The sequence below is a fragment of the Pseudomonas sp. Eth.TT006 genome (assembly GCF_054456575.1).
Map to the genome: position 1 here is coordinate 57,815 of NZ_JBTJEN010000009.1, position 15,363 is coordinate 73,177.

At 60.0% G+C, this 15,363-nt stretch carries 14 protein-coding genes and 1 pseudogene; 4 read left to right on the forward strand and 11 right to left on the reverse strand.

Going from position 1 to position 15,363, the window contains the following annotated elements; genetic code table 11:
- Positions 1 to 513: 513 nt before the first annotated feature.
- Complete coding sequence (locus ACXR0M_RS15910) at positions 514 to 981, reverse strand: metallophosphoesterase family protein (RefSeq protein WP_458832757.1); 468 nt, start codon at positions 979 to 981, stop codon at positions 514 to 516.
- A 68-nt stretch (positions 982 to 1,049) separates the two neighbouring features.
- Between ACXR0M_RS15910 and ACXR0M_RS15915 the strand changes: the two are divergent.
- Both ACXR0M_RS15915 and ACXR0M_RS15920 read left to right on the forward strand, forming a co-directional pair.
- Positions 1,050 to 1,175, forward strand: a pseudogene (locus tag ACXR0M_RS15915) (glutamine amidotransferase); the annotation flags it as partial.
- 169 nt (positions 1,176 to 1,344) lie between these two features.
- Positions 1,345 to 1,905 carry a GNAT family N-acetyltransferase gene (locus tag ACXR0M_RS15920; RefSeq protein WP_458832758.1) on the forward strand — a complete coding sequence of 187 codons (561 nt, stop codon included), beginning with the start codon at positions 1,345 to 1,347 and terminating at the stop codon, positions 1,903 to 1,905.
- A gap of 76 nt (positions 1,906 to 1,981) precedes the next feature.
- On the opposite strand, the gene ACXR0M_RS15925 is transcribed toward ACXR0M_RS15920, so the two are convergent.
- Positions 1,982 to 2,734, reverse strand: a complete 753-nt coding sequence (locus tag ACXR0M_RS15925; protein ID WP_458832759.1) for an SDR family NAD(P)-dependent oxidoreductase — start codon at positions 2,732 to 2,734, stop codon at positions 1,982 to 1,984.
- Positions 2,735 to 2,853: 119 nt separating this feature from the next.
- Here ACXR0M_RS15925 and ACXR0M_RS15930 point away from each other — a divergent pair, with 119 nt between their 5' ends.
- Entirely contained in the window at positions 2,854 to 3,768 is a 915-nt protein-coding gene (locus ACXR0M_RS15930; RefSeq protein ID WP_458832760.1) for a LysR family transcriptional regulator, read from the forward strand.
- Between the two features lie 36 nt (positions 3,769 to 3,804).
- Here ACXR0M_RS15930 and gabP read toward each other — a convergent pair whose 3' ends face one another.
- The 8 genes from gabP to ACXR0M_RS15970 all read right to left on the reverse strand — a co-directional run bounded on the left by gabP (position 3,805) and on the right by ACXR0M_RS15970 (position 12,190).
- Positions 3,805 to 5,205, reverse strand: coding sequence for a GABA permease (gene gabP, locus ACXR0M_RS15935; protein WP_458832761.1), 1,401 nt, complete (start codon positions 5,203 to 5,205; stop codon positions 3,805 to 3,807).
- Between the two features lie 275 nt (positions 5,206 to 5,480).
- Positions 5,481 to 6,497 (reverse strand): zinc-binding metallopeptidase family protein, encoded by a 1,017-nt coding sequence (locus ACXR0M_RS15940; protein ID WP_458832974.1) that lies wholly within the window; start codon positions 6,495 to 6,497, stop codon positions 5,481 to 5,483.
- A gap of 259 nt (positions 6,498 to 6,756) precedes the next feature.
- Positions 6,757 to 7,092 carry a hypothetical protein gene (locus ACXR0M_RS15945; protein WP_458832762.1) on the reverse strand — a complete coding sequence of 112 codons (336 nt, stop codon included), beginning with the start codon at positions 7,090 to 7,092 and terminating at the stop codon, positions 6,757 to 6,759.
- A gap of 85 nt (positions 7,093 to 7,177) precedes the next feature.
- The gene (locus ACXR0M_RS15950; RefSeq protein WP_458832763.1) at positions 7,178 to 8,080 is read right to left on the reverse strand and encodes a bestrophin family protein; all 903 of its coding nucleotides are present in this window, start codon (positions 8,078 to 8,080) and stop codon (positions 7,178 to 7,180) included.
- Between the two features lie 170 nt (positions 8,081 to 8,250).
- Positions 8,251 to 9,207 carry a 2-hydroxyacid dehydrogenase gene (locus ACXR0M_RS15955; RefSeq protein WP_458832764.1) on the reverse strand — a complete coding sequence of 319 codons (957 nt, stop codon included), beginning with the start codon at positions 9,205 to 9,207 and terminating at the stop codon, positions 8,251 to 8,253.
- A gap of 31 nt (positions 9,208 to 9,238) precedes the next feature.
- Positions 9,239 to 10,003 (reverse strand): SDR family oxidoreductase, encoded by a 765-nt coding sequence (locus ACXR0M_RS15960; protein WP_458832765.1) that lies wholly within the window; start codon positions 10,001 to 10,003, stop codon positions 9,239 to 9,241.
- Positions 10,004 to 10,048: 45 nt separating this feature from the next.
- Positions 10,049 to 10,741: a fumarylacetoacetate hydrolase family protein gene (locus ACXR0M_RS15965; RefSeq protein ID WP_458832766.1), complete on the reverse strand. Its 693-nt coding sequence runs from the start codon at positions 10,739 to 10,741 to the stop codon at positions 10,049 to 10,051.
- Between the two features lie 99 nt (positions 10,742 to 10,840).
- Positions 10,841 to 12,190, reverse strand: a complete 1,350-nt coding sequence (locus ACXR0M_RS15970) for an MFS transporter (RefSeq protein WP_458832767.1) — start codon at positions 12,188 to 12,190, stop codon at positions 10,841 to 10,843.
- A gap of 590 nt (positions 12,191 to 12,780) precedes the next feature.
- Here ACXR0M_RS15970 and ACXR0M_RS15975 point away from each other — a divergent pair.
- Complete coding sequence (locus tag ACXR0M_RS15975) at positions 12,781 to 13,713, forward strand: helix-turn-helix transcriptional regulator (RefSeq protein ID WP_458832768.1); 933 nt, start codon at positions 12,781 to 12,783, stop codon at positions 13,711 to 13,713.
- Between the two features lie 257 nt (positions 13,714 to 13,970).
- Here ACXR0M_RS15975 and ACXR0M_RS15980 read toward each other — a convergent pair whose 3' ends face one another.
- The gene (locus tag ACXR0M_RS15980) at positions 13,971 to 15,260 is read right to left on the reverse strand and encodes a carbohydrate porin (protein WP_458832769.1); all 1,290 of its coding nucleotides are present in this window, start codon (positions 15,258 to 15,260) and stop codon (positions 13,971 to 13,973) included.
- Positions 15,261 to 15,363 lie beyond the last annotated feature (103 nt).

Sequence of the window (15,363 nt, forward strand, 5' to 3'; positions counted from 1 at the left end):
GGCGGCTCTATGCAGGTGTACATAAAGTCAAAATACGGGGCGCTGGTATCCTGAAGCGAGTACACCAGAGCCCAAGCATTTGATGGACCGGAAAAGTACATAGTGACGTAACGATGTGCCCATTCAGGTCCACCGTGTTTGATCAGGCGAAGTACTTCAACGATCGAATGACAATCGGGGATTCGGATCATGCGATCAGGGTCAAACGTCCGGCAAGCACAGTTTGGGCTGCTACTTTACTGAGCAGAAATGCAGTCATTCTCGCTTTTTTATTCATCGTATTGTCTCGAGTTCGGATGTCCGCTTCTGGCCGAAAGCTGCCAGTCATCCCAGCAGCTTCGGCCAACGCTCATTCGCTTTGAGAAATAAATCATTCCCTTCTTTTCCCTGACTGCTTCGAGACCGGCTGGCGCCAAGGTGTTGAACATTGCCTCCGGCAAAACGCTGCGGTAGCTAGTGGCGGTGCAGATTGTGCGTGGATTCCCTGTCTGGATCGGGGGAACCGTCGAGGTTTCAGGCGGGGGGATCCAGTAGGGAAATCAGGCGCGGCTCGATGCTGGCGGGTTGTATCTCGAGAATCGCCAGCGTGACCGGCAATTTGAAACGCCGAGGGCCGGCGCTACCGGGGTTCACGTATAGACGATCGCCGCGCCATTCGATGCGAGGTTTGTGGGAATGGCCGGTGATGATGAGCTTTATGTCAGGATCCAGATCGGCGGGGACGTCGGCGATGTCGTGGACAAGGAGGGTGTGCCAGCCGTTGAGGGTGCAGGTCAGCAGGTCGGGGAGGTCTTTGGCCCATGGGCTGCTGAGATCATTGTTGCCGCGCACGGCGTGGACCGGGGCAATTTTGGCCAATTGGGTGAGGATGTCCGGATTGCCGATGTCGCCGGCGTGGATGATCACCTCACAGCCTTGGAGCGCACCGATGGCTTCGGGGCGGAGGAGATTGTGAGTGTCGGAGATCAGAGCGGTTTTCATGAGGAAAATCTCCGTGGATGTTTCGGGAGGGAGTGACTGTTTTTTGATGTATGTTCGTTGTCGCCATATTGGTTGCAGGCCGCATCATAACCGCTCCAGGCACTGCACCCGTCAATTTCACCTGTGCAGTGTTCGGGCTACCTTCAGAGATCATTTCTCAGTTCAGGTCAATGTTGGCAGCGGAACATCGGTGACCGCCACGTCCTGCAAAACAGCCGATCAGTGATGTATTTGAGTGGCGACTTCTGGCCGGAAGCAGTCACTCGCAAACGGCAGCTCTTCTCCAGAAGCGCACCCTCGACACGCACGCCAATGGTTTGAGAAAGTGCCAATCACTCCTCTGCAGGCAAAGGACTCCCCGCCATGGACTGCCTCCCCACGCTCCACACCAACCGCCTGACTCTGACACCGCTTCAACTAGCCGACGCACCGGCGGTGCAGCAGTTATTCCCGCAGTGGGAAATCGTCCGGTATCTGGACAGCCGCGTGCCGTGGCCGTATCCAGCGGATGGCGGGCTGGTTTATGTGCGTGATATCGCCTTGCCTGGTATGGCCGCAGGGCGTGAGTGGCACTGGATGATTCGATTGCGCGCAGACCCCGAGGGCTGTATTGGCAGCATCAGTCTGTACGACCAGCCGGGTAACCACAGAGGCTTCTGGCTCGCCCCGCCGTATCAGGGCAATGGTTACATGCGCGAGGCCTGCAAGGTGGTCAATGCCTATTGGTTCGAGACATTGCTGCGCCCGGTCATGCAGGTGCCCAAGGCCGCCACCAATCACGCGTCGCGCAAGGTTTCGCAACGTGAAGGCATGCGTATGGTCGGGACGCGGGACGGAGAGTTTGTTTCCGGGCCGCTGCGGGTTGAGATATGGGAGATGACGAGAGGCGAGTGGCTGGCGACTAAGAGTGAAACAGCCTACTGAACAGATGTTCCAGTTTTCCTCGGACGGATTTTCGATAGAAAGTTGGGCGGCGCCAGACGCCGCCCGTCCTTAACGATCAAACCTGCTGCTGCCCGCCATCGACAAACAGCTCAATCCCGTTGACAAAACTCGCGTCATCCGAGGCCAGAAACAGCGCAGCGCTGGCGATCTCTTCGGCTTCACCGACGCGGCCCATGGGGATCTGTGATGCCAGATAGTCGAGCAAGCCTTGTTGCTGCGCCGCATCCGGGCCGGCCAGATCGACCAGGCCGGGCGTGCGGGTGGCGCCGGGGCTGATGGTGTTGATCCGCACCTGACGATCCTTCAGGTCGAGAATCCAGTTGCGAGCGAACGAGCGCACGGCGGCTTTCGATGCGGCGTACACACTGAACGCCGCGGTGCCTGCGCTGCCTGCGGTGGAACCGGTCAGAATCACCGAGGCTTTCTGAGCCAGCAGCGGCAAGGCTTTTTGTACAGTGAACAGCACGCCTTTGACGTTGCGGTCGAAGGTGTCGTCGTAATGCTGTTCGCTGATCTCGCCAAACGGCACCATCGAGCCGCCACCGGCGTTGGCGAACAGCACGTCGATGCGCCCGTGGGTTTCGCCGATCTGGCTGTACAGGGCGTCGAGTTCGTTCAGCTTGGTCGAGTCGACCCGCACGCCGGTGGCGTTGCCGACTGCTGCGACGGCGGCGTCGAGTTCGGCCTGACGGCGGCCGGTGATGTAGACGTGGGCGCCTTCTGCCGCGAAGCGTTTGGCGGTGGCCAGACCGATGCCGGTGGTGCCGCCGGTGACCAGTGCGATTTTGCCTTCAAGTTTGTTAGCCATGCTGTTTCTCCAGACTTGCTCAAGGGTTGTGAGCGGTTGAGTTTCGGTGAGGAGAAGCTTATCGACGGACTGTGGCTTTCAAAATAGAATTGTCTGAAATCAATCGTTGCAGAAATGAAATGAGCAAACTGCCGGATTTCGAAGGTTTGGCGATGTTCGCCAAGGTTGCAGAGGAGGGCTCGTTCGCCGCTGCGGCGCGGGTGACGGGCGTCTCTGTGCCCACCGTGTCGCGTGCCGTGGCGCGCCTCGAAGAACGTCTGGGTGGCCGACTGTTCAACCGCACTTCAAGGCAACTGGCGCTGACGGAGTTCGGCGCGAGCATGGCGGCGAAGGCGGGGGAGATTTATCGGCAGGCCGAAGAGGTTGAGAGCGAGGCGCAGGAATTATCCGTGCAACCCCGTGGCCAGGTGCGGCTGGCGGTACCGATGTCTTTTGGTCTGCGCTGGGTGGCGCCGTTGATGCCGCAACTGATGCGGCAGTACCCGGAACTGTCGATCGACCTGCACCTGTCCGACGCCTCGGTCGATCTGATTGCGGAGGGCTTCGACGCAGCCTTGCGCATCGCCGTGCTGCCTGACTCGTCGCTGGTGGCGCGGCGCATCTGTGCGGTGACGCAGTTCCTCGTCGCTTCACCGGCGTACCTGGAAAAACACGGCCATCCCGCCCATCCCCGTGAGCTGGCGACGCGCACTTGCCTGCCTTACGCCTACCGCGCGCGCGGCCAGGTGTGGCGCTTTACCCACGATGACGGCAGCGAAGAAGATGTGGTGCCGACTGGCCCGCTTCGAGTGACCAATGCCGAGGCGTTGTTGCCGACCTTGCTCGAAGGACTGGCCGTGGCCGAACTCCCGGAGTTCATCGCCAGCGAATATCTGGCAGACGGGCGTCTGGTCGAGTTGTTGCCCGGCTGGCACATGTTGCGTGGCGGGCTGTATTTCGTGACACCGTCGGCCCGCACGCGTCCGGTGAAGATCAAGGCGCTGTCGGATTTTTTCGCCACGCATCTGGCAGACCCGCAATGGCGCTGGCGCTGACGGAATGACAGCGCGAAGCCCATTCAGCGCCAGCGCTTAACCAGTCGAGGTCACCCGCGCGGCCGGCTCAGGATGACGCGAGGTCAGCAGTCCGATAAAGGAAATCGCCAGCGCCAGCGTGATGGTGGTGGTGACTTCAGTGCGATGCTCCGGGGTGATCATCATCACCGCCAGCGCAGCGCAGATGAACACGATCACCAGCCACGTCAGCCAGGGAAACAGCCACATCCGGAAGGTCAGTTCGACCTTGCGCTGACGCAAGATCCGCCGCATGCGCAACTGCGACACCGCGATCGCCAGGTACACCAGCAGGGCAATCGCCCCGGAGCTGGCCAGTAGAAATTCAAACAATCCGGCGGGCATGAAGTAGCTCCACACGGTGAGCGCTGCGCCCAGTACGGTGCTGGCGATTACCGCGGCGCGTGGCACACCGGCAGCGGAGGTGGCCTTCAGCGCTTGCGGTGCATCGCCGCGACGCCCCAGCGAATACAGCATGCGCGAGGCAATGTAGATTGAGGAGTTCATGCAGCTGGCCACGGCGATCAGCACGACCACGTCGACCATGAACTTGGCGTTTGGAATATTCATGATTTCCAGGGCGCGCTGATAGGAACCCACCGACGCCAGCAGCGGGTCGTTCCACGGCACCACCGAGATAACGACGAAGATCGACAGCAGATAGAACACGCCGATGCGCCAGATCACCGAGCGGGTGGCCTTGGCGATGTTCTGCGCCGGGTTGTTCGACTCGGCAGCCGCGATGGTCACCGCTTCGGTACCGATGAAACTGAACATGATGGTGATGAAAGCGCCGACGACGGCGGACAGCCCGTTGGGCGCAAAGCCGCCGTGCTCGGCCATCAGGCTGCTCAAACCGCTGACCTCGCGGTGCGGGACCCAGCCCAGCAACACGGCAAACCCGACGCTGATAAAGCCGATGATCGCCACAACCTTGGCCATGGCGAACCAGAACTCGAATTCGCCGTACTTGGACACACTGAACAGGTTGGTCACCACCAGTGCAATGATCGAAGCCAACGCGAACAGCCAGGCATCGACTTGCGGGAACCACTGGTTCAGCACGTGTCCGGCGGCCAGCGCCTCGATGGGAATCACCAGCACCCAGAACCACCAATACAGCCAACCGATGGTAAATCCGGCCCAGCGGCCAATGGCCTGGTCGGCATAGGTCGAGAACGAACCGGTGTCCGGATTGGCCACCGCCATCTCGCCGAGCATGCGCATGACCAGCACCACCAGCAAACCTGAAAACAGATAGGCCAGCAGCACCGCCGGGCCTGCTGCGGCAATCGCATGGCCGGAGCCGACAAACAGACCGGCGCCGATAATCCCGGCAATGGACAGCATCGTGACGTGACGAGGCTTGAAGCCCTGCGCCAATTGGCTACTCGAATCCTTGGAGTTCGGGCTGATCATTGGTTTTCTTGTTCTCTGCTGATCGACATTCAAGCAGGTTGACCGGGCGAAGCATTACCAGCATTGCCCGCTGAAACTCCCGAAAGAGGCTCGTACAACCGCCGCAATTGTTCTCAACTCCCTGATCTTCAAGGGGTTGATTTGCCAGGAAGACGCGTCACCTTACCCGGCTCTGGAGAGAACTCAATAGCCTGATTGCGCCATGACCGTGTCTGATATCGACATCTGGACACTTTTGGGTCTGGTTTGAAACCGGCGGGTCACGCCCGGCTTGCCTATGTTGACGAAAGAAACTCCACCAGCGTCGCCGCGCAGGCATCGATGGCGCCATCAACGACCAGTTCGAATCCGTGAGTGTTTTCCGTCGGTATCGCCAGGCATCCGGCCTTCGCGCTGCAGCCCATACCCATGGCCGCACTGGCGTCAGATGCAAAATCCACCAGCAGCGCAAACTGCGGATCAAGCTGACAGCGCTTGGCTGCCTCGGCCAATGCCATCACCACCTCACGCGAGTAATAACCCTTCAGATCACCGGTATTGATGATCGGGTTCACACTCAAAACCGTGCCGTACTCACTCATGACCGGTCCGACCTCGACGGCGATCGTGGTGTCTCCAGGCAAATGCGACGCGGCATAAATCGCGCCCGCGTTGTTCTCTTCTTCAAGCGTGGTAAACACAAAATACGCATCGCAAGACAGGTCCTCGCGACGCGCGCTCAGTTGCGCGACCGCTTGCAACATCGCCGTCACCGGCGCGCGGTCGTCGAGAAAATGCGCCGCTGTCGCGTCTCCGACACGAAACGGCGTTCGCCAATGCTGGCTCAAGACCACGCGACTACCCGGGCGCACGCCCAGCGCTTGCAGGGTCTGCGGGTCTTTGCGAGTGATGATATGGACATCCTGCCAATGCACGGACCCGCTCATGACGTCTTTGCCTTGAGGCGAGCCTTCGGTGACATGCATCGAGCCGAACGACAGAACCCCCGGCAGCACGTCGTTATCGCCAAGAATATCGACCGGGCACACACCGAAGTTCACCGGATTTGCGCCACCCAGCGCCACCACCCGCAGCGTGCCGTCCGGTTCCACGCGTTTGACCACCATGGCGATTTCGTCCATGTGGCCCATGATCCGGATTGCTGAACCGGTGTGAGTATCAGAACCCCGGCCCTTGAGCAGGCCAATCACGTTACCTGCCGGGTCGGTCCAGGTTTCATCGCAGTAGCGCGAGAGATGCTCCTGGCATATCGCGCGCACCTCGTCTTCCTGGCCACCGGGACCGTGGGCCATGAGTAATCGGTTGAGCAGGTCTTGGGTTTCTGCTTTCGTTTCGGCGGTTGCCTGGCGGCAATCCGGATTCGTCTCGTTGTGCGACATGGCGGGCATCCCGTTCGTGGTGAATTTGTCGACTGCCCAAATTTAGGGGGCATGAATCCAGAAAAATTCACAGAACCTGGCTTGCTCGTGCAGCTTCCTGAAGTGGGCCTCGCACTGGCGACAAATAATTGGAACGGTGCTCCGACGCCCACGCCTAATGATCAGCCTGTGATCAATCGCACAGGCGCAGTGCCAATTCCGGCATATCTCGAGAGGTGGTCAACGTGGCTAAAGACGAGAAGAAAAACAAGGGCGACGCTTCGAAAGCCAGCAAGGACTTGAAAGACAAAAAGTCCTCGCCGGAAAAGAAATCGGCGGCAGCCTCGGCGCTTTCGAAGTCTTCGGACAAGAAAGACAAGAAGGACAAAAAGAAGGACGCCGAACCGAAGAAGGCGGCAAAAAAGGCCGACAGCAAGCCGGAAAAGGCCAAGGATTCGAAGAAGGCCGACAAACCGGCAAAGAAGAAAAAGTGATCGCTGCGACTCGCCAGGGCGTTATGCCCTGGCATCCCGCATGTCCCGCCCAGACACAAAACCTGTGGCGAGGGGATTCATCCCCGATGGGCTGCGAAGCGGCCCTACAGCACTACGCCTTCAGGCCGGCTCTTCCACCCGGTGCACATCCCCCAGCGAATCACGCTGCATCGACTGCAGGTTTTTCTCGATGGTTTCGCACAAGGCTTCCATCTGAATCTGATGCTCGCTGTGGCGAAACGGGCTTTGCAGATCGGTGCCGATACGTTCGATCGCCAGCAGCATGAAGCCCACCACCGTCGAGGCGAGCGGGGTGAACCAGCCCAGCGACTCTACCAGTCCCACGGGAACGATCAGACAGAACAGCGAAATAAACAGGCGCGGGAAATACACATAAGGATAGGGCAGCGGTGTATTGGCGATCCGCTCCATGCCGCCCTGGCTGTTGGACAGATCGACCATGGTCGACTCCAGCCGCGCCAGGCGAATGCTGTCCAGGCGCCCGGCCTTGTATTCGCGGGCCAGCAGCGCCGCGGAACCGGTGAGGATGTCGTTGGCAAAGTTGTTGGTGGTGCCGCTGCGGGCAAATTCATCCGCGGGAATGAACGCGCGGACTTCCTCGGGACACGGCTGACCTTGCAGATGCGCCGCAAGGCAATTGACGTACGCCACATGGCGGCGCAACAGCGTCGCTTTAACCGGATTCACTTCATGCTCGCCGTCATCGAGCAGCGTCAGCACCTGCCGGGCGAAGCTGCGCGAACTGTTGATCATCGTGCCCCACAGCGTGCGCGCTTCCCACCAACGGGCGTAGGCGCTGCTGTTACGGAAACTGATCAACACCACCAGCGCCGAACCGAGCAAGGTCAGCGGCATCAGCGGCAGATTGATCTTGGCGTTGAGAAACAGCATGAAGTCGACGGTGACCGCGATGTCCCAGAGCAACAGCCAGAACAGCGACCAGCCGACATAGCCCATGGTTTTGACGATCAGACGGTATTTTTTGGCGATAGCAGCTTTCAAACGGAAACCTCGCAGCGAGCGGTAAGCGTTGACGTCTTAGCTCGGACGCTGTTTGCGCGGTAAAGGTTCGATGGCTGGCCGCATACGCCGGAAAAGGGCAACACAGGCCGCGCTGAGCGGCCTGCTGTCTGCGCAGATGATGTGTGTGAACGAGGAGAGGTCTGAAGCGGCTAGCCGGTGACGCATCCTTGAGGCGTTTTACCGGCAAAGCTGTCGAGCAGACTGGCGACGACCATCTCGCCCATCCGCGTACGGGTCTGCAACGTAGCGCTGGCGCGATGCGGCTGCAACACCACGCGTTCATCGGTAAACAGCGGCTCGGGCACATTCGGTTCGTCGACAAAAACATCCAGTGCCGCGCCGGCAATCTCGCCGGCCGTGAGCGCTGCCACCAGATCCGCTTCGTTGACCAGTTTGCCCCGTGCCACGTTGACCAGGTAGCCACCGCTGCCCAGCGCTTGCAACACCTGCGCATCGATTATCGCTTCGGCTTTATCGGCAGCGGCCGCCAGTATCAAGGCATCGCTGTCGCGGGCCAGTTGCTTGAGGTCGGCGACGAAGGTGTGGCTGACATCGCTCATCGGTTGCAGGTCGGTGTAGCTGATCGGGCAACCGAACGCAGCAGCCCGCACCGCCACCGCGCGACCGACGCGACCCATGCCGACGATACCGATGCGCATACCGGAAACCTGCCGCGCCAGAGGCAGCGGAGCCAGCGGGGTCGGGCTCTGCGGCCACTGGCCGGAACGCACATAGCGGTCGCTGGTGCACAGACCGCGACAGACCGCGATCAACAAGCCGATCGCCAGATCGGCCACGTCTTCGGTCAGCGCGCCAATGGTCGCCGTCACCCGGATGCCGCGATCCCGGGCGTAGGCCAGGTCTACCGCATCGGTGCCGACGCCATTGACCGCCACCACTTCCAGTTGCGGCAGCTGCGCCATCAGCGCCTGGCTGATCCCGGTGTGACCACCGGTGATCACCCCACGGATATTGGCCCCGTGCTCGCGCAAATACGCGGCTTTGTCAGCCTGTTCGAAATAGCGTCTGATGGTGAACAGTTCGCTGAGACGGGCGTTGATTTCCGGAATCAGGATCGGGCTGAGCTGCAAGATTTCTGGCTTCATGTAAACCTCGATTACGCAATAAAAGGCCGGCTTAACCACGACCGGCAAAAGGCATGGCGGTGGCCATGACTGTCATGTTCAGGACGTTGGCCGACAGCGGCAGGGCGGCGATATAGCGCACGGCATCAGCGACATGCTTGACGTCGACCATCGGCTCCACGGTGATCGTGCCGTTGGCCTGGCGCACGCCTTTGGTCATGCGTACCGACATTTCGGTCAGCGCGTTGCCGATATCGATCTGGCTGCAGGCGATGTTGAAGTCCCGACCGTCCAGCGCCAGCGATTTCGTCAACCCGAGCACCGCGTGTTTGCTGGCGGTGTAAGCGCTGCTGAAAGGCCGTGGCGTGTGCGCCGAGATCGAGCCGTTATTGATGATCCGGCCGCCCTGAGGGTGTTGCCGACGCATCAGCCCGAACGCACCACGGGCGCAGAGGAAAACCCCGTTGAGGTTGGTGTCGATCACGTTGCGCCATTGCTCGAAGGTCAATTCATCCAGCGGTACGGCAGGGGCATTCACCCCGGCATTGTTGAAGACGACATCCAGCCGTCCATAGACTTCGGCAATGGTTGCGAACAGCCCGTCGACACTCGCTGGGTCGCGCACATCGGTGGGCACCGCCAACGCCGGGTGCCCCTGCAGTGCCGCCGTCTCGACCAGTTCCTGCAACGGTTCGGGTCGGCGTCCGGCGAGGACCAGCGTGTAACCGTCGGCCATCAGACCGAGAGCCACACTGCGGCCGATTCCGCTACCGGCACCGGTCACCAGGGCTACTTTCATAGGTTGAGCGCTCGACATCTTATTGTTCTCCTGTCTACGAATCGCGGTGGGCGTGGTTGGGGATCAAGTCCGTGGGCCGACGCGCATTTGCAGTTGGCCGATGCCGTCGATGCCGGCGTGGATGACGTCGCCCGGTTGCAATACATCGACGCCTGCCGGGCTGCCGGTCATGATCAGATCGCCAGCCCTGAGCGGCACTGAGCGGGAGATGCGGCTGATCACTTCACTGACCGACCAGATCTGGTTTTCGAGACTTTCGCGCTGGCGCTCGTGTCCGTTGACACTCAGCCACAACTCACCGTCAGGATGGCCTGCGCGATTGACGGGGACGATGGCGGTCATCGGTGCGGCGCCGTCGAACACCTTGGCACCTTCCCACGGCATGCCATTGCTTTTGGCATGGCGCTGCACGTCGCGCCGGGTCAGGTCGAGGCCGGCGGCGTAGCCCCAGACATAGGCCAGCGCGGCGTTTTCCGGAATGTCGGCGCCACCTTCGCCGATGGCCACGACCAGTTCGATTTCATGGGCGAACTCTTCGGTCAGCGGCGGGAATGGCACTTCACCCACGGCGTCCACGACGTTGCTTGCCGGTTTCATGAAAAATACCGGCGGCTGGCGTGATTGCCCCTGAGTGTCTGGCCAAGGGTAGTTTCGGCCGACGCAAAACACCCGGCCGACGGGAAAGCGCTGCTCACTGCCGACCACCGGTAAAGTCACGGGCAGATCCGGGGTAAAAACATACTCGGTCATGTTCATCCTGTTCAACGTCCTGTCAGAAGCTTCAGCGTATGGCGGCGTTCGTTGGCGAAGTTGGACGAAAGCCGCCTCTTGTTGGAGAAATCGGTGGTGTGCGACTCAGCCCGCCTTCAGTTCGATGCGGTACAAACGGCCGAGCAGGAGCGAGTAGGAGAGGGTGCCGATCAGCGCCACGCCGCCAATGAACCAGAAGGCCCAGGCGAACGAACCGGTGGCGTGGACAATCGCGCCGATGACGATCGGCGTGACGATGCCGCCGATATTCGCGGCCAGACTGGTGATGCCGCCGGTCAGTCCGATGAGTTCCTTGGGCGCCACTTCCGACACCGCAGCCCATGACGATGAAGCGATGCCTTGGGCGAAGAACGCCACGGTCAAAATGGCAATGCAGATCGTGTTGGAGTCGGTGAAATTCACCAGCACGATGGACATGCCCAGCATCGAGCCGATCACCAGCGGCAATTTGCGCGCGAACGACATCGAATAACCGCGACGGATCAGCAGATCGGAAACGATGCCGGCGAGGAGGATGCCAACGGTCGCGCCCACGAATGGCATCACGGCAAAGATCCCGGCCTTGATCATCGTGAGTTTGCGTTCTTCGATCAGGTAAGTCGGGAACCAGGTGAGGAAGAAGTACAGGGCCGAAGTGCTGGCAAACTTGCCAATGCAAATCGCCCAGATCTGCCGGTAGCCGAACAATTCGCGGATTTGTCGCCAGTTGAAGCGGGTGCGTTCCTGACTGCTCTTGACCAGTCCGCCGCCCGCTTCGATGTAGGTCAGCTCTTCTTGACTGACTTTCTTGCAGTTCAATGGATCGCGATACAGATAAAGCCACAGCACACCGAAAATGATGCCGAGCGCACCCGTGCTGTAGAAAACATGGCGCCAGTCAAAGGTCGTGGCCAGCCACAGCAGTGCGCCGGTAAACAGCGCGGTGCCGAGGTACTGGCCGCACACATAAATGCTGCTGGCCAGACCGCGCTCCCGTGCTGGAAACCACACAGTGACTGCACGACTGTTGGCGGGAAACGCCGGAGCCTCCATGGCGCCGACGGCCAGCCGCAGACCGAACAATGAGGCGAATCCGCTGGCAAATCCCTGACAGACGGTGACTGCCGACCAACTGATCAACGAGACACCGTAGGTGAAACGCGATCCGAAGCGGTCGGCAATAAACCCGGCGGGTACCAGAGCCAGCGCGTAGGTCCAGGCGAAGGCCGAAAAAATCAGGCCCATTTCGATCTTGTCCAGGCCCAGGTCCTTGGCCATGAACGGTGCTGCAATCGAGATGTTTACCCTGTCGATGTAGTTGATGATCGTGGCAATCAGCAGCAGAGAGAGCATGAACCAGCGCCGCCGCGACGGCAGTCGCTGTGCCTGCACGCTGTCGCGCGCGCCGGGGAGCAACGGCGTCGCAGTGGTCCGGGAGGTGTGAATATTCGACATGAGTGAGCCTCGTCTTATTGTTAGAAATGTCGAGATGTCTGCGCGCAGCCGACGTCAATCGCGCAACAGTGCGGAGCGAGCCATCGAATGCCGGGAAAGGACCGGGAGCGTCAGCCGCAGACGTTCAGGTTCGTCGCGCGCCAAGTGCTACAGGCGAGAGTTCGGGAGGGTCAGCGGGGATTGAATGCAGAGTCATGACGTGCGCACCTTTGATTGTTTTTGATAGAGGTCGGGCTGCATGGTTAATTACAGTGGTCGTACAACATCGCTAAATCAATCGGGGTGTTAGATCGTTTTTTTGTTGAAAAGCCGGTTGGGCAAACCTGTCCAAAAGCTTGGCAAGATAAAAATCTTCGCTATCAAAGCCTGGTAATCAGTTAGCTATTTGTTTTTATAGGAAAAAGATGAATTCGGTGGAGATGGTTTTTTTGGACAACCCGCAACGGCGCACACGGCTGAGAAAATGGCATATCCGCAAAGACATCGTATGACTGCTTGTAGGCTCGAGCCTGAGGCTGCAAGATAACCTCGCCACTTGCCCGGCAACGCCAGGACCACCTGCCAACGTACCTGTCGAGGAATCTCCAGAAATGTCGTCACCCAGCCGTGTCCCCACTTATGTCATGCAGCAACGCAGTGAACTGACCGACTTTTACATTCGCGACAAAAAAGGCCGACGCGCCGAGACCGCCCCGCATCGGCATGAATACTTCCAGATTCAGATCAACCTCGGCGGCGACACGGTGCAGCACATTGGCAACGCGGTACGCCCGTTTCCGCGCAACACGCTGGCGTTTATCCTGCCGCATCGGGTGCATGTGATACCGCATCCGGCGGACAGCAACTTCATGGTGATCAACTTTTCCCAGACCTTCCTGATGCCGCATTTGCAGTGCGACCCGATGGACCTGGAGGAGGTGTCGATTCTTCTCGCGCCCGAGTTGTCGCCGTTCCGCTTTCAGGAGCATCTGGACTTCATTCTGGAGGACGAGGATTTCGCCAATGTGTGTCGCTTGATCGAACAAATGCGCGCGCTGGACGAAAACCGTCAGTTTGGTACGCGCGAAATGCTCAAGGGCTTGCTATTGCAGCTGATTGGCAGCGTCTGTTTTCTGTATGCCGAGCCTCTCAAGCGTCTGGCAGAGGAAAACGCGGCGGAAAACAGTCGACGCGATGCGTTGGGGCGTATGTTCGAGTATCTGCGCAAGAACATTGCCGATCCTGATCTCAACCTGATCAAGGTCGCGGCCGCGACTTATCTGTCACCCACCTATCTGACGCATTGGTTGCGCAAGGAAATCGGCAAGACCTTCACTGAGCTGGTGCTCGAACGCCGAATGCACACGGCGCGTAATTACCTGCTCAATGGCACACGCCCGGTGGGCGAGGTCGCGAGGTTGTGTGGCTTCGCGGACGAAGCGTACTTTTCTCGGCGTTTTCGGCAGATCCACGGCCAGCCTCCCGGTCAATTCCGCCGTCGGCAACTCAATCCCGATACGCCGCAGTCCGCCCTGAACACCTGATGAGCGAGGCCGCCGGGGCGAGATGATCGAGGCACAAAAAAACCGGCGATGTGCCTGATGCTGTTCACTTAAGTTGTATGGAATCTTGTGGCGAGGGGATTTATCCCCGATCGACTGCGAAGCAGTCGCCGCTTTTGACAGTTTTAGGGCCGCTTCGCAGCCCATCGGGGATAAATCCCCTCGCCACAGAGTTAAGTGAACAGCATTACGGCGATGTGCCGGGCTGATTGACGTCAGCCAGGGCCTCGAATCAAGGCTCAAAGCGCAGCTTTTACCTGCAAACCAAACACCAGCGCGTTATCGATGTCCTGCCCGGAAAACGCGCCCGGCTCGATGATGTATTGCAGGTTCGGACGCAGCGTCAGCCACGGCGTGGCCTGATAGCCGTAGCCGAGTTCGATCAACTGTTCGCCACTGTCCAGACTGGGAAACTGCGTGCCGTTGGCCATGGCCGCGTCCTGTTGCACGTCGCGGCTGCGCGGGTTGGGCACGGCGCGGCCGTAGCCGAGGGCAACGGTGTCACGCGGGCGACCGTCGAACGGTTTGTACAGCACCAGACCGGTGCCGTACCACTTGCTGAACGGCGAGGCCGCTGCGCTGGCTGCCGAGTACTGGCCGAAAGCGTGCAGACTGCGGCCTTCGGACGCTGCCGAACTCCAAAGCGCCTGGTCGATCAGCAGGTAGTGACCGCCACGGCCGGAGACTTCCTTGTCGCTGCCGATGCGTTTCACGTCGGAGCTGTCGTAGTAATAACCAAGCTTGTATTCGCCGGGTAACGGGCCCGCGTGTTTGTACACCAGCTCAATCGGCACCACGGTGCCGGTGGTGTGTTTCGGCCCCAGGTGCCAGGCGCGGCTGGAGTTGCCGTTGCTTTCCGGGTCGACGTTAAACGCGGCGACGCGCAGTTGCCAGGACGGCGACAGGTCGTACTTCACCCGCACACCCAAATGGGCGTTGGGGTAGTTGGTCCAGCCGCTGCCGCCCGACATGTTCAGCGGATGGCCGCAGAAACCGGCGTTCATGAAGTTGCACAGAATGCCGCTGTCGAGGCCGCCGAGGTCGTTGCCCATGGCCATGTAACCCAGTTTCACGTTGAGCGCCGGGGTGAACAGGCTGCGCTCGTAACTGAGTTCCGTCAGGCGGGTGTAGAGGCCGCCGTAGTTTTCCTGGATCGGCAGACGGTTGCCGACCAGATCTTCGGAGGCGCTGTTGCCGCGGCGATCGTTGATGGTCAGCTGCACCTTGCCGGCGTTGTCCACGCTGTACAACTTGCTCAGGTCGAACTGCACGCCGAGCTTGATGTTCTGCGAGTAACGCGCCGAGCGGTGCAGGCCGCCGTCGGCGTTGTAGGCCATTTCGCCGGTGTAATCGCCGCTGAATTTGATGCCGTCGGCGTCCATTTGCTGACGCAGGCCTCCCCAGTCACCGGACAGGGTGTTGCGGGTGAAGAGGTTCGAGTCGGTGTCGGCGAGGGCGGGCAGGGCGGCGCTGCACGTCAGGCCCAACAGCACAGCGTTGACCCACGCGGATTGGTTAAAACGAAACATGGAGATTTTCCTGGGCAAAGCTTTAGCGAAATCGGAAAGCAGCGCGGCACCCTCAGGTGCCGCGCTCAAATAAAAGTGCCCGTGTTCGCCACGGACACACAGG